Annotated in this window: 16 protein-coding genes, 1 tRNA gene and 1 pseudogene; 4 read left to right on the top strand and 14 right to left on the bottom strand. The window is 70.1% G+C overall.

The features are described from left to right. Positions 1–68: 68 nt before the first annotated feature. The 11 genes and pseudogenes from P3T29_RS26835 to P3T29_RS26785 form a co-directional block, all read right to left on the bottom strand. Positions 69–1,148: a polyprenyl synthetase family protein gene (locus P3T29_RS26835; protein WP_280719266.1), complete on the bottom strand. Its 1,080-nt coding sequence runs from the start codon at positions 1,146–1,148 to the stop codon at positions 69–71. 128 nt (positions 1,149–1,276) lie between these two features. Continuing rightward, a complete protein-coding gene (gene hpnE, locus P3T29_RS26830; protein ID WP_280719219.1) occupies positions 1,277–2,674 on the bottom strand; it encodes a hydroxysqualene dehydroxylase HpnE in 1,398 nt (465 codons plus the stop codon). Between the two features lie 100 nt (positions 2,675–2,774). Beyond that, complete coding sequence (gene hpnD / locus P3T29_RS26825; RefSeq protein ID WP_280719265.1) at positions 2,775–3,632, bottom strand: presqualene diphosphate synthase HpnD; 858 nt, start codon at positions 3,630–3,632, stop codon at positions 2,775–2,777. A gap of 41 nt (positions 3,633–3,673) precedes the next feature. Next, positions 3,674–4,657 (bottom strand): squalene synthase HpnC, encoded by a 984-nt coding sequence (gene hpnC / locus P3T29_RS26820; protein WP_280719218.1) that lies wholly within the window; start codon positions 4,655–4,657, stop codon positions 3,674–3,676. Positions 4,658–4,848: 191 nt separating this feature from the next. After that, complete coding sequence (locus tag P3T29_RS26815) at positions 4,849–5,631, bottom strand: ABC transporter ATP-binding protein (RefSeq protein WP_280719264.1); 783 nt, start codon at positions 5,629–5,631, stop codon at positions 4,849–4,851. A 37-nt stretch (positions 5,632–5,668) separates the two neighbouring features. After that, a complete protein-coding gene (locus P3T29_RS26810; RefSeq protein ID WP_280719217.1) occupies positions 5,669–6,631 on the bottom strand; it encodes an ABC transporter permease in 963 nt (320 codons plus the stop codon). A 128-nt stretch (positions 6,632–6,759) separates the two neighbouring features. After that, complete coding sequence (locus P3T29_RS26805; protein ID WP_280719216.1) at positions 6,760–7,677, bottom strand: glycosyltransferase; 918 nt, start codon at positions 7,675–7,677, stop codon at positions 6,760–6,762. After that, entirely contained in the window at positions 7,674–8,411 is a 738-nt protein-coding gene (locus tag P3T29_RS26800) for a CDP-alcohol phosphatidyltransferase family protein (protein WP_280719263.1), read from the bottom strand. The genes P3T29_RS26805 and P3T29_RS26800 overlap by 4 nt, the downstream gene beginning before the upstream one ends. 82 nt (positions 8,412–8,493) lie before the next feature. Then, on the bottom strand, positions 8,494–9,555 hold the full coding sequence (locus tag P3T29_RS26795; protein WP_280719215.1) for an iron-containing alcohol dehydrogenase family protein: 1,062 nt from the start codon (positions 9,553–9,555) through the stop codon (positions 8,494–8,496). Continuing rightward, the gene (locus P3T29_RS26790) at positions 9,543–10,298 is read right to left on the bottom strand and encodes a phosphocholine cytidylyltransferase family protein (RefSeq protein ID WP_280719214.1); all 756 of its coding nucleotides are present in this window, start codon (positions 10,296–10,298) and stop codon (positions 9,543–9,545) included. Before P3T29_RS26790 ends, P3T29_RS26795 begins: the two co-directional genes overlap by 13 nt. A 184-nt stretch (positions 10,299–10,482) precedes the next feature. Then, a pseudogene (locus P3T29_RS26785) lies at positions 10,483–10,767 on the bottom strand (DUF5941 domain-containing protein); the annotation flags it as partial. 361 nt (positions 10,768–11,128) lie between these two features. On the opposite strand from P3T29_RS26785, the gene idi reads away from it, so the two are divergent. Further along, entirely contained in the window at positions 11,129–11,794 is a 666-nt protein-coding gene (gene idi, locus P3T29_RS26780; RefSeq protein ID WP_280719213.1) for an isopentenyl-diphosphate Delta-isomerase, read from the top strand. Positions 11,795–11,859: 65 nt separating this feature from the next. On the opposite strand, the gene P3T29_RS26775 is transcribed toward idi, so the two are convergent. After that, complete coding sequence (locus P3T29_RS26775; RefSeq protein WP_280719262.1) at positions 11,860–12,435, bottom strand: ATP-binding protein; 576 nt, start codon at positions 12,433–12,435, stop codon at positions 11,860–11,862. A 594-nt stretch (positions 12,436–13,029) separates the two neighbouring features. On the opposite strand from P3T29_RS26775, the gene P3T29_RS26770 reads away from it, so the two are divergent. Beyond that, a tRNA-Leu gene (locus P3T29_RS26770) sits at positions 13,030–13,114 on the top strand. On the opposite strand, the gene P3T29_RS26765 is transcribed toward P3T29_RS26770, so the two are convergent. Both P3T29_RS26765 and P3T29_RS26760 read right to left on the bottom strand, forming a co-directional pair. Continuing rightward, complete coding sequence (locus P3T29_RS26765) at positions 13,096–13,725, bottom strand: hypothetical protein (protein ID WP_280719212.1); 630 nt, start codon at positions 13,723–13,725, stop codon at positions 13,096–13,098. The genes P3T29_RS26770 and P3T29_RS26765 overlap by 19 nt on opposite strands. Before the next feature lie 92 nt (positions 13,726–13,817). Continuing rightward, on the bottom strand, positions 13,818–14,234 hold the full coding sequence (locus P3T29_RS26760) for a hypothetical protein (RefSeq protein ID WP_280719211.1): 417 nt from the start codon (positions 14,232–14,234) through the stop codon (positions 13,818–13,820). Positions 14,235–14,796: 562 nt separating this feature from the next. Between P3T29_RS26760 and P3T29_RS26755 the strand changes: the two genes are divergently transcribed. After that, positions 14,797–15,444 carry an HAD-IA family hydrolase gene (locus P3T29_RS26755; RefSeq protein ID WP_280719210.1) on the top strand — a complete coding sequence of 216 codons (648 nt, stop codon included), beginning with the start codon at positions 14,797–14,799 and terminating at the stop codon, positions 15,442–15,444. Positions 15,445–15,522: 78 nt separating this feature from the next. Next, positions 15,523–17,430: NB-ARC domain-containing protein (locus P3T29_RS26750; RefSeq protein WP_280719209.1), on the top strand; the 1,908-nt coding region annotated here is incomplete at its 3' end.

The raw sequence follows: 17,430 nt of genomic DNA, 5'->3' as shown, positions 1-17,430 counted from the left end.
CCACCGCGACCGGCTCGGAATCGTACTCAGGGTCGAGCCGGCCGTCCGCGGTTGCTGTCAACTTGACGTCACCTCTCTCGTACCACCACGAATTCGGCGAGTGCGACGAAGTGCTCGCGCACGTCGTCGGCCATCGGCACCTCGTCCAGGGCGGCGAGGGCGGTCTTGTGCTGACGGCGGGCCTCGTCCTGGGTCCAGGACCGGCCGCCGGCCTGCTCGATCAGGGCCGCGCGGGCGGCGAGCACCGGCTCGCTCTCCTCGCCCCGGCCCACCGGGTCGGCCAGCTGCTCGGCCAGCCGGCGGGAGGCGGCGCCACCCTCGGCCAGCGCGGCGCACACCGGCAGCGACTTCTTGCGCTGGCGCAGGTCGCCCCAGTGCGGCTTGCCCGTCACCTCGGTGGCGCCCCAGATGCCGAGCAGGTCGTCGACGGCCTGGAAGGCCAACCCGAGGTGGTGCCCGTAACGCTGCAAGGCGTCGGAGGTACGGTCGTCGGCACCGGCCAGCACCGCGCCGATCGCGGCGGCGGCGGCGAGCAGGGCGCCGGTCTTGCCGCCCTCCATCTCCAGGCACTCCGCGACCGTCACCGTGTCGCGCTGCTCGAAGGCGACGTCCATGGCCTGCCCGTCGATCAGCTTACGGGTGGCGGTGGTGATCAGCCGGACGGCGCGGGCGGCGTCCGCCGCGCTGGCTCCACCGGTGACGGCCGCGTCGAGCAGCACCTCGGTGCCCAGGGTGGCCAGCGCGTCGCCGACCAGGATCGCCTGGGCCGGGCCGAAGACCGTCCAGGCCGTCGCCCGGTGCCGCCGAGTCTCGTCGCCGTCCATCAGATCATCATGGAGCAGGGAGAAGTTGTGCACCAGTTCAACGGAGACCCCGCCCGGCACACCGGCCTCGGCCGGGGCCCCGACGGCCTGGGCGGAGAGCAGCGCGAGCGCCGGACGGACGGCCTTGCCGCTGTCCCCCGCGGCCGGCGTGCCGTCACGGTCGATCCAGCCGAAGTGGTAAGCGGCCACGGTGTCCATCGGCGCCGCCAGCCGGGCCACCGCCGCACGCAGCGGCGGGGTGCAGAGCGTCCGGCCGCGAGCCAGCAGCTCGGGCACCGAAGCGGCGTCCTTGACAGCCGAGGCATTACCGCTGCGAGGCTCCACGTACGTTCCCTCTTCCTGAGGCCGCCGGGCCGCCACGGGCGTCCGGTCGGTTCTGATTCCAGTGCTGCCGGTGTCGCGAATGCCGCTGTCGGGACTGCCGGTGTCGGTGCTGATGATGGGGCCCGAGGTCATCGGGGCCACCTCCCGTCGCCTCGGTCGACCGGTAGCCGGCCGGAGTTCGGGAGTGCGGCGTCCGCCGCCGCGTGACCGCTGCGGACTGCGCTCTCCATGGTCGCGGGCCACCCGGTGGCCGTCCACGACCCGGCGAGCAGCAGGCCCGGGATGTCGGTACGGGCCTGCGGGCGCAGGGCGGCCGTGCCCGGGGCCGGGTCGAAGGTCGCGGTGCGCTCCCGGGTCACGAAGAAGTCCAGCACCTCGGCCTCCCGGGCGGCCGGCAGCAGCCGCTCCAGCTCGGGCAGGTAACGGCGGCGCAGCTCGGCGACCGGGAGGTCGATCTCGTCCTGGACGGCGGACTGCGAGAGCGCCAGGTACTGCGCACCGGGTACCGCGAGCCCCGAATGAGCCGTACGGTCGAAGACCCACTGCACCGGCGAGCCGAGCGCCGCGAAGAACGGGCGGCGCAGCAGCTTGCGGTCGTAGACCACGTGCACGTTCAGGATCGGCGCGGTGCCGAACTCGCCCAGCCGCTCCTGGCGCTCGATCGCGCCGGGCGGCAGCAGGGCGGCGGCGCTGTCCTGCGCGCCGGCGAGCACCACCGTGTCGGCGGTGAGCAGCTCGCCGCTCTCCAGCCGTACGGCGTGCTGGGCGGCGGGCTTGAGCTCGACGGCGCGGGCGCGCAGCAGGACGCGTACGCCGGCGCGCTCCAGCTCCACGCGGGCGGCGTCGTGGTGGATCGCGCCGAGCGGGACGTTGGCCATCCCGATGTCGGAGGCGCCCGGGTCGGAGAGCAGACCGGTCTTGAAGACCATCGCGGCCAGCGCCAGCGAGGTCTGGTCGGCGGTGGCGTTGAGCGTGGCGACCCCGACCAGGTCCCACATCGCCGCCAGGGTGGCCCGGTTCTGGCCCTGCTTGCGCAGCCAGTCGCCGAACGAGATCTCGTCCAGCCGAGGGTCGGCCAGGTCGAGCGCCTTGAGCGCGAGCGCGGCCCGGACCACCCGGAGGCGGTCGAGCGGCTTCAGGTGCGGGTAGGTGGCCAGGCTGCCGGCCAGGTGCAGCGGGACGGGCAGGCCCGCGCGGCGCAGCCGGCCCAGGGTGCGGCGGCCGTCGGCGGCGACGCCGAGGACGGGCACGTCCAGGCGCGGCTGAAGATCGACCAGACGGCCCGCGCCCAAGCGGTCGATCAGGCCCCGGTAGGCGGTGCAGCAGCGCAGGAAGACGTGCTGGCCGTTGTCGACCGTCAGCTCGCCGCGCTGGAAGGAGAATGCCAGGCCGCCGAGCCGGGGCCTGGTCTCCAGCAGGGTGACCCGGTGGTCGGCCTCGGCGAGGCGCAGCGCGGCGGTGATCCCGGCCAGGCCGCCGCCGATCACCACGGCGGTGGGTCCGGCCGGACGCGGTCGTGCCGCCATCAGCTTTCCCCCCTACCGTTTCGCTGCTCACTCGTGGACAGGGCGCGGCCACCCGGCTGTGATTCCGCGCTGACACAGCGTGACATAACTGGCGAGAGAATCAAGAACGCCCTCCGGCGAGCCCGGACAGTGCCACGTATGCCTTCTCCCAGCCCGGCAGGGACACGCGTCCGCGCAGCACCGACTCCGGTTCGGCGGCGATCCGGGCGAGCAGCCGGTGGTAGATGCCCGCCATCGCGGCGGTGCAGGCGCGGCTGCGGCGGTCCAGCATCGGCAGCAGGCGCAGGCCCTCCTCGAAGCAGCGCTGGGCGCGCTCGGCCTCGAAGGCGACCAGACCGGTGAAGTCGGCGCCCGTCGCGGGCTTGGACAGGGCGAAGCCCTGCTCGCAGCCGAACCGGACCAGGTCCTCGGTCGGGAGGTAGGTACGGCCGTTCTCGGCGTCCTCGCGCAGGTCGCGCAGGATGTTGGTGAGCTGCAGGGCGAGGCCGAGCGTGTCGGCGTACTCGGCGCCGAGCTTGGTGTCCTCGCAGCCGTACACACCGAGCGAGAGCCGCCCGATCGAGCCCGCCACGCAGCGGCAGTAGACCTTGAGGTCCTCGAAGGTCCGGTACTCGGCGCCCTGGAGGTCCATCTGCACGCCGTCGATCAGCTCGTCGAAGCCTTCGAGCGGGATCGGGAAGCGCCGGGCGGTGTCGGCCAGGGCCACCTTGATCGGGTCGGTGTCGTCCTCGCTGACGGCGCCCGCGCGGATCTCGTCGAGCAGGTCGCGGGTACGGAGCAGCTGCTCGGCCTTGCGATCGGGCGGGAGGTCTCCGTCGCCGATGTCGTCGACCCGGCGGGCCAGGGCGTACAGCGCGGACATGCCGAGCCGCTTGGCCTCCGGGAGCAGGCGGATGCCGTAGCTGAAGTTGCGGGCCTGGAGGGCGGTGACCGCCTCGCAGTACCGGTACGCCGCCATGACCTGCGCCGACGCCAGTGGTGATGCCGCCACTCGGGCGTTCACCTTCCCTTCGCGAAGAGTGTCGCCGCCTTCACTGCGAGGCGGCGCTTGTCGGGCTTCGGCTGCTGGGCCAGGACGTCGTACCCGGCGGCCTCGATGGCCGCCAGGGCCGCGTACCCACCTGCGGTGAATCCCGCGAGGAGCAGTCGGAGCCTCCCCCGAACCGTACCCACCAGCGGAGCGCCGTGATCGAGCAGGGTGCGGGCCCGGTCCACCTCGAAGGCGATCAGCTCGCGCACCCGGGGCCCCGCGGTGGGCTCGGCGAGGTCCGCCTCGGTGACGCCGAAGCGCTCCAGGTCCTCGCCGGGCAGGTAGATCCGGCCGTGGCCGAGGTCCTCGGCGACGTCCTGGAGGTGCTCGACGACCTGCAGCGCGCTGCAGACCGCGTCGGAGTACGCGACCCGCTCCGGGGTCGAGACGCCGGCGATCGAGAGCACCAGCCGGCCGACCGGATCGGCGGACAACGTGCAGTAGCCGATGAGGTCTTGGTAGGTCGGGTAGCGCGTGGTGCGCTGGTCGACCCGGTTCGCCTCGATCAGCCGGCGGAACGGCTCGGGGGTCAGTCCGTGCTTGCCGACCAGCGGTACCAGGGCGCGCATCAGCGGGTGGCGCGGCTGCTCGGCGGCGCCGGCGGGGAGCGCCGCCTCGAAGGCCCGTTCGAGATCCCGCTCCAGCCCGTCGAGCAGGGCGAGCCGGAACTCGGTCTCGGCGGGACTCGGCGGGCCGTCCTGCGCCGGAGGAGTGACGGGCGTCCCTCCGGCGCCCAGCAACGCGGCCACGGCGCCCGGGTCGGCGAGGTCGCCGTCACCGGCGTCGTCGATCAGCCGGGCGAAGCCGTAGACCGCCATCAGGTCCGTCCGCCAGGCTGCGGGCAGGAAGGACGGGGCGACCGGGAAGTTCTCCAGGTCGGCCTTGCCGAGGGTCTGGTCCGGCGCCGGGCCGGCCGGTGCTGGATCCGGTGCTGGATCCGGCGTCGGGTTCATGGTCGGGTTCAGAGCGCTGCCGTCTGTCTGATTGTCGGATTGGTCCGAAGCTGCCACTGCCGTCACTCCCCCGTTCTACACCGGACGGACCCACCGGCCCGTCTCGGACACGCGTTGGACTCGAACACCAGGCAGGGCCGGTACCGGGCATCCGCCCGGCACCGGCCCCCGCATGACGATCACGCCGGTGATCAGCCGCCGTGGTTGAACTTCTCGTACGCCTTGACGACCTCGTCGGTCTCGCCGTCCATGATCATCTCGCCCTTTTCGATCCAGATGGTCCGCTCGCAGGTGTCCCGGATCGCGTTGTTGTTGTGGCTGACCAGGAAGACCGTACCGGCCTCGCCGCGCAGCTCGCGGATGCGAGCCTCGCTGCGCTTCTGGAACTTCTGGTCACCCGTGGCGAGCGCCTCGTCGATCAGCAGCACGTCGTGGGTCTTGGCCGCCGCGATCGAGAAGCGCAGACGGGCCGACATGCCGGAGGAGTACGCGCGCATCGGGAGCGAGATGAAGTCGCCCTTGTCGTTGATGCCCGAGAACTCGACGATGTCGTCGTAGCGCGCCTTCACCTCGGCCGGGGACATGCCCATGGCCAGGCAGCCCAGGATGACGTTCCGGTCACCGGTCAGGTCGTCCATCAGCGCGGCGTTGACACCCAGCAGGGACGGCTGGCCGTTGGTGTAGATGCCGCCCTTCTCGGTCGGCAGCAGGCCGGCGATGGCCGCCAGCATGGTCGACTTGCCGGAGCCGTTGGACCCGATCAGGCCGACGGCCTCGCCACGGTACGCAGTGAAACTGATGCCCCGGACGGCGTGCACCTCGCGGATGGCGGGCGAGCGCTTCTTGGAGATCAGGCGGCTCAGCGCGGAGGTGGCGCTGCCCTTGCCGGCGCCGGCGCCGTGCACCTTGTAGACGATGTGCACGTCGTCCACGACGACGGTGGGAACGCGTTCGTGCTTGACCTGGCCTGCCATGGTGGGCGCCACTCCTCGGTCCTCGGTGGTTGCGGTCTCAGCCACGGCCGTACTCCTCTTCGTTCTTCCAGAAGAAGACGAAACCGAAGGCGAAGGCGACGACGGCCCAGGCCGCGGCGATCAGCCAGACGTGGTGCGGCAGCGACAGGTAGTGCGGGCCCCAGTGACCGTCCGGGGCCTGGAGACCGGGGTAGACCTTCTTGCTGAAGCTGTCGGGCATGAAGGCGTAGCGCATCAGGTCCATGTAGATGCTCGCCGGGTTCAGCTCGGCGATCGTCTTGACCCAGTGGGGGGCGGTGTTCAGCTGCCCCTGGATGCTGTACATGACGCCGGAGAGGTACATCCAGGTCCGGAGCACGAACGGCATCAGCTGCGAGATGTCGGACGCCTTGGAGCCGATCCGCGCCATGATCAGGGCCAGGCCGGTGTTGAACAGCGCCTGCAGCACCAGGGCCGGGATGATCAGCAGCCAGGTGACACCCGGCGTGATCCCGTTCGTCAGGACGATCACGACCAGGACGACCATCGAGATCAGCAGCTGCTGCAGCTGGATGACCGTGAAGGCGACCGGCATGCAGGCTCGGGGGAAGTGCAGCGCCCGGATCAGCCCGAGGTTGTCGGAGATGGAGCGGGTGCCGGACTGGATCGCGCTCTGCGAGAACTGGAACACGAAGACGCCGACACAGAGCCAGGCGATGTAGACCGGGACGCTGTCCCGGCTCTTCAGGATCACACCGAAGACCAGGTAGAAGACCGCACAGTTGAGCAGCGGCGTCAGTACCTGCCACAGCTGGCCGAGCTTGGCCGTCGTGTACTGGGCGACCAGCCTGGCCGTGGCGAAGGCCAGGATGAAGTGGCGGCGCTGCCAGAGCTGCCGCACGTACATGGGCAGGCTCGGCCGTTTGCCACTCACCGTCAGGCCGTACTTGGCCGCGAGCTGCTGCTGGGTCAGGCCCGCGTCAACTCCCGACGGAGCTGAGAGGCTGACGGAGTCACTCACTGTCGACACATTCGTCCTTCACGGGATCGGAGATCCGGTTCGACTCGGGGGAGAGGCCGGGAACCGGGCGGACCCACAGGGTTCACGGGGGGATTGTCCGGTCGGCGGCAAGCCGCCGACTGCTGCGATCAAATGATTGGCGGTCTGCCCAACCTGGTCAATCGCCATACAGTACGCCATTTCATCGGCCGTCGCGGACCGCAGGGTTCGCTCCAGCCGGCCCGGAAACCGCCTGTCCAAGCCTTGATCGCGTCGCCGGAGGGGCGGCGGGCCAAGGTGAGGAACAGCCAGGTCCCCAGATAGAGAGGCACCAACGGGCCCGGAAGGTTCCGTCGTGCCAGCCACACCCTGTTCCGGGCCACGTTGTGGAAGTACGTGGCGTGCCGGGCCGGGGAGGTGGTCGGGTGATGCAGCACCACGTCCGCGCGGTAGTCGATCGACCAGCCGGCGTCCAGGGCGCGCCAGGCGAGGTCGGTCTCCTCGTGCGCGTAGAAGAACTCGCCCGGAAGCTGACCGGCCTGGGTGAACACCTTGCTCCGCACGGCGCTGGCCCCGCCGAGGAAGGTGGTGACCCGGGACGAGTGCAGCGGATCGCTCGCGCGCAGCCGGGGGACATGCCGGCGCGCGGTGACGCCGGTGTCCGGGTCGGCGATCCGGAAGGAGACGATGCCGAGCCCCGGGTCGGCGGTGAACGCCTCGCGGAGCAGCCGGGCCGAGTCCAGACGCGGGAGCAGGCCGTCGTCGTCCAGGAAGAGGACCGCGTCGACCTCCTCGCCGTCCTTGCCGAACAGCTCGATGCCGACGTTGCGACCGCCCGGGATGCCGAGGTTCTCCGGCAGCTCGACGCTCCGCACGCCCGCCGGGAGCGGCGGCAGCGGCGCGCCGTTGCCGACCACGGCGAGTTCGACCGCCGGGCCCTCCTGGTTCAGCACGGAGTCGATCAGGGCGCTCAGCTCGGCGGGGCGGTTGCCCATCGTGATGATGACCGCGCCCAGGCGGAAGTCGTCGGCGCTCATCGGGGCCTGCTCCATCGGGGCCTGCTTCATCGGAGCCTGCTGGAGAGCACGATGCTGAGCAGGTGCAGGACGGTCTGCAGCATGGCGATGGCGGCCAGCACGACGACCGCGAGGCGGGTGAAGAACAGCCCGCCGTGCACGTGGTCGGCGATCCCGGCGGCCAGGATGAAGAGCGAGGCCTCGACCGCGCCGACCAGGCGGTGGAACTTGAGGAAGGCCGCCGCCTTGCGGGCCTTGGCGACACCCGAGGAGCGCGGCACCGCCGCGCTGTCCTCGACGGCGGTCAGGCCGCTGCGGGCCCGGGCCACGTCGACCAGGTCGGTCTCGGACTTGATCAGGATCGCGCCGAGCGCCGCGAGGGTGCCGAGGAAGGCCCACTCCCAGTGCGAGGTGGTGCCGTGGCGGTGCAGCAGGTCGGCGGCGCGCAGGCCGAGGCCGGTGAGCAGCGCGGCCTCGGACATGTAGTGCCCGACCCGGTCGAGGTAGACACCGGTCAGCGAGGTCTGCCGGCGCCAACGGGCGACCTCGCCGTCCACGCAGTCCAGCAGCAGGTAGAGCTGGATCAGGAACGCCCCGAGGACGGCACCCGCGAGCCCGGGGATCACCAGCGCCGCGCCGGCCAGGATGCCGGTCAGCATCATCAGGTAGGTCAGGCCGTTGGGTGTGATCACCGTCATGGTGGAGAGGACGCGGGTGATCCGGAGCGAGATGCTCCGCATGTACCAGCGGCCCGCCCAGTGCTCCGCGCTGCGGCGCTGGAGCATGCCCTCCGGGTGGATGACGGCCCGCAGCTCCTCGATCGAGGGGCGGAGCGTGAGGTCGACGGCCGGGCTCTGGGCCTGGCGGTCAGCTGTTGACGGCTTGGACATAGTCGGCGTACGCGTCCCTGATGTCTGATGGAGAGAGGTCGAGGTGCTCAAGGATAGTGAAGCGACCCGGACGGGTGTTCGGAGCGTAGTGCACCGCCTCGGTGAACTCCGCCTCGGTGAAGTCGATCTGAGCGGCGGTCACCGGCAGCCCGTGGAACCGCAGGCGGTCCACGATCAGGCCGGTGAGCTCGCGCTCGCCCCGCAGGTAGGTGGCGAAGGCCGCGCCGAGGCCGACCTGCTCGCCGTGCTGGGCGGATCGCTTGGGGTACAGCACGTCCAGGGCATGCGAGATCTCGTGGCAGGCACCCGACGAGGGCCGGGTACTGCCGGCGATGTTCATCGCGATGCCGGACAGTACCAGGGCTTCCGCGAGCGTCGTCAGGAGGTCCTGGTCCTCAAGGCTGCCGGGGTGGCGGAGCAGGTTCTCACCGGCCGAGCGGGCCATCGCGACGGCCAGGCCGTCCACCTTCTCGCCGGTGACGGAGTGGGAGAGCTCCCAGTCCGCGCAGGCCGAGATGTTGGAGACGACGTCACCGATGCCGGCCGCCACGAAGCGCTTCGGGGCCTGCCGGATCACGTCGAGGTCGACCACGATCCCGATCGGGCTGGGCACCCCGTAGGAGCCCCGTCCGGCGTCGTTGTCGAGGGTCGAGACGGGCGAGCAGATGCCGTCGTGCGCGAGGTTGGTCGCCACGGCGACCAACGGCAGGCCGACCCGGGCGGCGGCGTACTTGGCCGCGTCGATGATCTTGCCCCCGCCGAGACCGACCAGGGCGTCGAAGTGGCCCGCGCGGATCTGGTCCGCGAGCCGTACGGCGGCGTCCAGGGTGCCGTCGATCACCTCGTACCACTCGGCGCCCGGGAGCAGCGGTTCCAGCCGCTCCCGGAGCACCGCGCCGGAGCCGCCGCTGATCGCCACCGCTATCCGGCCGGAGGTGGACAGGCGCTGGTCGGCGAGGATGCCGCCGAGCGCGTCCAGGGCCCCGGGGCGGATCTCGACGAAGACCGGCGACGGCACCATCCGGGTCAGTACTGGCACGCGATCTCCCGCGCCTTGGTGAGGTCCGCGTGGTTGTCGACCTCGACCCAGGAGACCTCGCCGATCGGCTGCACGTCGATCCGCAGGCCCCGGTTCACCATCTCCTGGTAGCCGTCCTCGTAGTACAGCTGCGGGTCGCGCTCGTAGGTGGCCTTCAGGGCGTCGGAGAGGTCCGCGGCCGCCGAGGGGTTGATGATCGTGACGCCAATGTACTCGCCGGTCGCGTCGGCCGGGTCCATCAGCTTGGTGATCTTCCGCATGCCGGTCGCGGGGTCGACGACGACCTTCATCTCCTCGTCGGCGAGCTTCTTCACCGTGTCGAGGGCGAGCAGGATCCCGGGGGCGTTGCCCTCCTTGATCCGGCGGTCGTTGCCGTCCAGCATGGTGCGCTGCACCGAGGCCGGGTGCACGGTGTCGCCATTGGCGAGCAGCAGGCCCTCGGCGAAGAGGTCACGGGCGCACCAGAGCGAGTAGGCGTTGTTCCACTCCTCGGCCTTGTCGTTCTCGACCAGGTGGAGCTTGACGCCGTACTTCTGCTCCAGGGCGTCCTTGCGGTCGTACACCGCCTCCTTGCGGTACCCCACCACGATGGCGGCCTCGCGCAGGCCGACCTCGGCGAAGTTGCCGAGGGTGAGGTCCAGGACGGTCCGCTCCCCGTCGACCGGCACCAGCGCCTTGGGCAGAGTGTCGGTGTACGGGCGCAGTCGGCGGCCGGCGCCGGCTGCCAGAACGAGGCCGATCATGCGGTGTCTCCTGATTCGTCGTGTTCAGCTGCGGCGTCTGGGAGGACCCAGAAACTGGATGCTCTCGGCGACCACAACCAGAGCCGGTACGGCTGCGAGGGCCACCAGCACGCCCTTCGTCAAGCCGCTCCGGCACCCTGGTGCCCGACGGGTCCGACGGGCTGCCGTTGTACGCGAGCGCCACGACGAGGGTGCCGAGCAGAGCCCGGCCCACCTGCCCGCCGGTCGCCCGTACCAGCCATCGGGCCGGCGCTCCGGTGCCCCCGCGAAGGCGGTACACCGTGTCGTAGTGATGGTAGGCGACGGCAGCGACCAGCCCGAACGCGGCCGGGAGGGCCGCGACGTCCCGACGCAGGGCCGGCGCCACCCCGGTCAGGTACTCACCGGCCCGGAAGAATGCGGGCGCCGACAGGTCCGGCGAGCCGTGAGCCAGCGGGCCGTTGAGCTGGCGGGCCGGTACGAGGGACGAGCGCGGCTCGTGCCCGCCGACGGCGGCAGCGACCGCCTCCAGGGTCCGGCGGTCGAACCACCCACCGGTCGCGGCCGGACCGCGATCCGGCGCTCGAACCGACAACAGCTGAACCGAAGACGGCCAACCCGATCATAAATCGAACAGGTTGCCGACCCGTTCGAGCTTTCAAGCCCTGGTGAACGTCACGTCACCCGGGGTCGCGAGCCATACGGCAGACTGGTCCCCCGACGCCACCTGGTGCCTCCCGACGAGCGCGGGAGCCCGGGCGGCGACGTGAAGCCGACCGCCGGACCGGGTGGGCGGGTCCGGGCCCGGATGCCCGGGTTGCGGCACCGGTCCTCGTGCCGAAAGAGGCCACATGCCCGAGAGTCGATCGACCAGCCAGACCCAGTCCGCGACGCAGGTCGGAGCGGGGGTCGGATCGGGGGTCGATGCGGGGGTCGATGCGGGGGTCGGTTCGGGGGTCGATGCGGGAAGCGGAGCGGAGCTCGAGATCCTCCTCGAACTCGTCGACGACGAAGGCGTGACCATCGGCACCGCCGAGAAGCTGTCGGCCCACCAGCAGCCGGGCCGGCTGCACCGGGCCTTCTCGGTCTTCCTCTTCGACCGTCAGGGCCGGCTGCTGCTCCAGCGCCGCGCGCTCGGCAAGTACCACTCCCCCGGTGTCTGGTCGAACACCTGCTGCGGCCACCCGTACCCCGGCGAAGCCCCGTTCGTCGCCGCCGCCCGCCGCACCACCGAGGAGCTCGGCGCCGCACCCGCCCTGCTGTGCGAGGCCGGTACGGTCCGGTACGACCTCCCGGACGAAGCCTCGGGGCTGATCGAGCGGGAGTGGAACCACCTGTTCGTCGGCCTGGTCACCGCACCGCTGGACCCGGACCCCTCGGAGGTCGACGACACTCTGTTCGTCACGGCCGACGAGCTGAGGGCCCTGGAGGCCGAGCGCCCGTTCTCGGTCTGGTTCCGGACGGTCTTCGAGGCCGCGCTCCCCGGAATCCGCGAGATCGCCGGACGGGACTGGTAGGCACCCCGGTCCCGGTCCCTGCTCCGGTCCCTGTTCCAGCTTCCGGCTTCCGCCTTTCGCCGGGATCAGAGCGGCCAGGCGCCGCCGCCGCTCTCCTTGTCCTTTCCCCTGGCCGCTCTGTCCCCGGCCACAGTGTCCGTACAGTCGTCGAGATCGGCCTCCGGGTCGGCCTCGCGCTGTGCGGGGAGGGGGAGCGAGGCCCAGACCACCTTGCCGCCCTCCCCGGTGCGCTCGACATCGCAGACGCCCCCGGCCTGCAGGGTGACGCTCTTGACCAGCAACAGCCCCCGGCCGCCCAACTGCCCGAGGTCGCTCTCCAGCGCACGGGGGCGGTACGGGTGCCCGTCCTCGACCGAGACCCGCACCCAACCACCGCCGATCGCCAGCTCCGTGGTGAGGTACGGCGACAGCACGGCGGCGTGGGTCACGGCATTGCTGACCAGCTCGGAGACGATCAGCAACAGGTCGTCGATCAACTCCTGGTAGCGCTGCTCCGCCATGCCCTGAGCCAGCAGCCGGTCGCGCACCGCGTGGCGGGTCTGCGGCACCGAAGCCTCCTGCGCCACCGCCGAGAACCGCCACACCCCCTCGACGGGCTCCGTACCGAGCCGTCTGGTGGCCGGCCCGGCCGCCCCGCTCATCTGTTCCACGTCAAGCCGCCCCTTCGCGCTGGTGACGGGAGGCACCCCGGCGGCCCCGGCACGCGGCCTGCCAGACGGCCCGGCACGCGGCCCGACCGGCGGGCGGTCTGTCGGGAATCGGGCGTTCCGCTCAAGGCTCCCTCGGTCCTCCGAGGCTAGGAGAGCGCCAGGGGCCTTCGTGGGAGCGACTGCAACTTGGCGCCAGGCGACCTGTTTCTGTCCGACAGTGGTCGATTCCCTGCCGATCCTGTGCTTTTTCCGCCCACCGATCAGCCGAAACATTCACCGCACCAGGGACTCCGCCAACCCAACCCCTCCCAACCAGAGCCTCCGCCGCGACCTCCCCCGCAGCGGCCCCCTGCGCTCCGACCACCCCGGCTCGACCCCCAGGCCGTAACCGCCTCCGGCGACTCCCGGTGCTGCGCACACTCGCCAAATGTCCTACTTGCGCATATTTATACCCATGCGCCCCAAAGCCTCCTCGCCGAACCACCCCTGGGCGGAAGAAACGCAGGTGAGAAGCACTCCCAGGGCCTGGTAGTGTTCTCTCTGTCGCCAAGGGAAACAGCAAGAAAAGCCCAAGGCACACACCCTGTCCGGGTGGCGGAATGGCAGACGCGCTAGCTTGAGGTGCTAGTGCCCTTTATCGGGCGTGGGGGTTCAAGTCCCCCCTCGGACACCGACTGATACCCCACGGGGATCAGGAAAGTGCTGGTTGAGATTCATCTCAACCAGCACTTTTTGTTTTCCGGAGTCGTACGTGAGCACCAAACCCAACTTCTGGTAGAGGTCAGCGCGTTCCACCGACTCGGTGCGGGTGAGGACGGTGACGAGGTCGCTGTTGGCTCGGACGAGTGAAGCGATGTCGTCGCGAGTGGGCTGGGCACGACGTGCGGATCGCGCGGTGCGGAGTTCGGCCTCGGCTCGGGCGCGGGTTGCCTGGGTTTCGGCGATCCAGCCGGCGACCAGTACCGGGTCGGCGCCTGCTTCGAGGGCGGCACGGTGAGTGGTGAGTTTCGTGTCACATTCCTTGATCGTCTTCTTGGCGTGTTCGGTGCTGAGCGTGTGTTCGGCGGTCGGGGTGAGGCCGCCGACGGTGGTCAGGAAGTCGATGGTGTCGTCGATCCGGTGCGGGGCGAAGATCTTGGCGAGCCAGTGGTCGAGCGGGCCGAGGATGTCCTTCTCGCGCAAGTACACGTTGCGAGGATGCTCGATGCGGTTGGCGAGGGCGTACTGCTCGGGGAAGCGGCAGCGGTAGTACGCCTCGTCGTGGGCCCAGTGGCTCTCCATCTTTCGGTCCTCGCCGTGTGGGTCGACGACCGACGTCCAGGCCGAGGCCGGGAGATCACGGCTCGGACAGCACTGCTCGTGAGAACACGAGGTCAGGAGAACGTATTGTTCTGGATGTTTCGATCGCCGACCTGGACACCCTTGGCCTCGCGCGCGTCCACCTGGTACGCAACGGGCAGAGCTCCTTGGGACTCGAGCAACGCAAGCAGGTGGCGGGCGGCGGTCAGGATCTCCGTGTCCCCCGCCGCGCCCGAGAGCGACAGCTCGGTGGCCATGCGGGTCCGCCACGCGTCGGCTTCGGCCTGGTGGATCCCTGGAACGGTGTCGACGTCCGGGACCAGGTCACCCGCCACTGCCGGGGTGGCGGAACCATGCCCCATCCTGCGGGCCAGCAACTCCTTCAGGCCCTGGTAGGCATCCACAACGGCAGTGTTCGCCGTGGTCGTGACACCCGCACCGGCGCCAGCCGTCAACGCTGCAAGGATCACCTCGACTCCGGTCACCAGCATCCCCTCCCCGTCTTGAACTCCACGCCTGCGAAAGCAAGATGCTAGACCATCATGGCTCTCCGAGAGACTATGTCCGCCGGACTCCGACCGCATTGATCGCGGCTTCCCCTGGTCGTGAGTCCACCCGGCGCCGTCTCCGCCACCTTGGATGCCCGGGGGCCTCCGCGTGTCACCCGGAATGCCGGTTTCTATTTTCCGACACCATGTCACATCTTCATACCAGCGCGGGAGTTCATCTTTCGCGAGCTCGTCCGACGGTCTCATGCTGTGGCCATGCTGTCACGCGTCCGCACGGGCCTGCCCGGTCGCGCTCCCCTCGCCTCCTCAGCAAGATCTCCTCCCAGAGCTGTGAACACCCTCGCCCTGCCTGCCAACACGAATGCCCCCGCCACTGCGGCCGTGACTCCTGGGCGCCTGCTGCGAGGGGCACTCGGCACCGCCGTGCCGGGTGTGACCGCTGGAGCCCGAGGCTCGGCGAAAGCGGCTGGTCCACCACCGAGCGCCGCGCCGCCCACCTACACGATCCGGTAGCCATGACGACCGACTGCGCCAAGGGGGGACCATGCGTGCTGTGGTGTTCGATCTCGACGGTGTACTGGTGGACAGCTTCGCCGTGATGCGCGAGGCGTTCGCGGTTGCGTATGCCGAGGCGGTGGGGGACGGACCGCCCCCATTTACTGAGTACGTCAAGCACCAAGGCAGGTTCTTCCCAGACATCATGCGGCTGATGGGACTTCCTCTGACGATGCAGGCCCCGTTCGTCCGCGAGAGCGAGCGCCTCGCATCCCGGGTGACCGTGTACGACGGCGTCGTCGACCTGCTCGTCGGCCTGCGGGCCCGCGGCCTGTGTAGCGCGGTCGCGACCGGGAAGAGCGGCGGCAGGGCTCGGTCGCTCTTGGGCACCGTGGGGCTGCTCCCGCTGCTCGACGGGGTCGTCGGCTCCGATGAGGTGAGACGGCCCAAACCCGCTCCGGACATCGTGTTGAGCGCCCTCGCCCTTGTGGGAGTGGAGGCAACGGAGGCGGTCATGGTCGGAGACGCACCCACCGACATCCTCAGTGCGCGCGCGGCCGGCGTGACGTCGATTGCCGCTCTATGGGCGGGAACGGACGAGCAGGCCGTGCTCTCCGCTGCGCCGGATCACGTCATTCGCCAGCCGCCGGAGCTGCTGGAACTCCTGCAGGGCTGCGACGAACGTTCCATCCGTTGAGTTCCGGGCAGGCCCACCTCCCCATGGACTCGAACGCCCTAATGACTAGTCAACGCAGGTCCCGGGTAGAGGCACCACATGGTCATGGATGAGTCACCTGCATCACCGGTGGACGCGCGTGCGGGACAAGGCATCCAGATCGGCGACCACGGGATTCAGATCAACTACTTCGCCCGGCGGTCCATGACCGGGCGGCCGTGGATGGCACCCCTTGTGACCCCCGCACTCATCCACCGGCCCGACCTCTACGCGCCCGCACTCGATGGAGTCCTGCGCGAGGATCCGACAGCCGCGCCCTCAATCACCGTCATCGAAGGCGCCGGCGGTTTCGGCAAGACCACCCTGGCCGCTCAACTCTGCCACGACCCGAGAGTGCGGGAGCAGTTCACCGGGGGCCTACTGTGGCTCACAGTCGGCGAAGACGCCAGCGGACCGCGACTTGCGGAATTCGTCGGTGGTTTGTGCTCGATGCTCTCCGGGGATGATGGGTACACGGCAGACCCCGAGCTGGCTGGTGGCCGACTCGGCAAGGCCCTCGACCAACGCGGGCCTACCCTCCTGATAGTTGACGATGTATGGAGATCGGAACAGCTGAATCCGTTCACCATCGGAGGTCGGCTCTGTCGAAGATTGGTCACGACTCGCAATGCGGGTGTCGCACCTCGCGGGAGCACGACTGTAGTGGTGGACGTGATGACTGCCGGCCAGGCCATGGCAGCGCTGACCCAGGGCGTCGCCGGCGTTCCCCCTGGCCTGGCCCACAAGCTCGTCGCCCGCACAGGGCGCTGGCCCCTGCTGATCGGACTGGTCAACGCCGCGCTCGCCGAGCAGATCCGCGCAGGAGCGGATGCGACCCAGGCCGCGAGCTGGGTCCTCGGCCAACTGGCCCGCGGCGGACCGGCCGTACTCGACCTCGATCCCACCCACGACCGCCAATCCGCCGTCACGGCCACCGTTAACGCGAGTCTGTCACTCCTGTCGGCAGACCAGCGAGAGCGCTACCTCGACCTCACGATCCTCCCCGAGGACACCTTCATGCCGGCCGACCTGCTGGCCGCTCTGTGGGGCACGGCCGGTGGACTGTCGGAGACGCAGGCCGAACGACTGCGCTCCCGGCTGGCGCGGTTGCGACTCGTACTGCCCGCTTGGGAGCACGGCGTCCCCGGCGTCCGCCTCCATGACGTCCTCTCCGCATACCTGCGACACACGCTCACGGATGACGAGCTACTGACGAAGCACCAGCACCTGGTGCGAGCAGCAGAACGCTATCTGCCCGACGCATCAGCCGCCGACTGGTGGCTGATGCCGCCCGAACCGACGTACCTGTGGCATCACCTCCCCCACCACCTCACCCATGCCGGCCGTCTCCAGGAGCGAGACGTCCTCCTGAGCGATCTCAGGTGGGCGCGATCGAAGATCGTGAACCTCGGTTCCTGCGCCGCGTTCGAAGCCGACCTGGCCATGCCGTCGACCGACGCTGCCCGAAACATGCGGCGCGCCGTGGGGGCGATCGCCCAGGTGCTCGCTCCCACGGACCCGCCAACGTCCTTGGACGCCTCGCTCTATAGCTACCTGAGCGCGATCCCGTCGCTTGAACCTGTAACCGCCGACTATCGGCGCCATCTGCCTTCGCCCCACCTCACTCCCGCCTGGTCGATGCCGGACCAGCCCAGTGATCAGGTCGTCCGCACCCTCCGTGGTCACACGAGCGGAGTCCGTGCCTGCGCCTTCTCCCCGGACGGAAGTCATCTGGCCACCGCCAGCGGCGACGCAACGGTCAGAATCTGGGACGCCACCACCGGCGCCCAACTCCACGAACTCCTCGGCCACCGCGGCACCGTATCCGACTGCGTCTTCTCCCCGGACGGAACCCTCCTGGCCACCGCGGGCTACGACCTGACAGCACGCCTGTGGGACACCACGACAGGCCGACAACAAGCCACCCTCACCGGCCACCGCGAACTCCTGACCGCCTGCGCCTTCTCC

Origin of the sequence: Kitasatospora sp. MAP5-34 (genome assembly GCF_029894335.1) — a bacterium.
GTDB lineage: Bacteria > Actinomycetota > Actinomycetes > Streptomycetales > Streptomycetaceae > Kitasatospora.
The sequence above is the reverse complement of the archived record's forward strand: the minus strand, read 5'-3'. Positions and strand labels throughout refer to the sequence as shown.

Excerpts from the sequence above, each read along its gene's own strand:
- hpnC (WP_280719218.1), bottom strand. The coding sequence starts at position 4,657 with ATGAACCCGACGCCGGATCCAGCACCGGATCCAGCACCGGCCGGCCCG.
- P3T29_RS26755 (WP_280719210.1), top strand. The coding sequence starts at position 14,797 with ATGCGTGCTGTGGTGTTCGATCTCGACGGTGTACTGGTGGACAGCTTC.
- P3T29_RS26760 (WP_280719211.1), bottom strand. The coding sequence starts at position 14,234 with ATGCTGGTGACCGGAGTCGAGGTGATCCTTGCAGCGTTGACGGCTGGC.
- P3T29_RS26805 (WP_280719216.1), bottom strand. The coding sequence starts at position 7,677 with ATGAAGCAGGCCCCGATGGAGCAGGCCCCGATGAGCGCCGACGACTTC.
- P3T29_RS26775 (WP_280719262.1), bottom strand. The coding sequence starts at position 12,435 with ATGAGCGGGGCGGCCGGGCCGGCCACCAGACGGCTCGGTACGGAGCCC.
- P3T29_RS26815 (WP_280719264.1), bottom strand. The coding sequence starts at position 5,631 with ATGGCAGGCCAGGTCAAGCACGAACGCGTTCCCACCGTCGTCGTGGAC.
- hpnE (WP_280719219.1), bottom strand. The coding sequence starts at position 2,674 with ATGGCGGCACGACCGCGTCCGGCCGGACCCACCGCCGTGGTGATCGGC.
- idi (WP_280719213.1), top strand. The coding sequence starts at position 11,129 with ATGCCCGAGAGTCGATCGACCAGCCAGACCCAGTCCGCGACGCAGGTC.
- P3T29_RS26800 (WP_280719263.1), bottom strand. The coding sequence starts at position 8,411 with ATGCTCCAGCGCCGCAGCGCGGAGCACTGGGCGGGCCGCTGGTACATG.
- P3T29_RS26790 (WP_280719214.1), bottom strand. The coding sequence starts at position 10,298 with ATGATCGGCCTCGTTCTGGCAGCCGGCGCCGGCCGCCGACTGCGCCCG.
- hpnD (WP_280719265.1), bottom strand. The coding sequence starts at position 3,632 with ATGGCGGCGTACCGGTACTGCGAGGCGGTCACCGCCCTCCAGGCCCGC.
- P3T29_RS26765 (WP_280719212.1), bottom strand. The coding sequence starts at position 13,725 with ATGGAGAGCCACTGGGCCCACGACGAGGCGTACTACCGCTGCCGCTTC.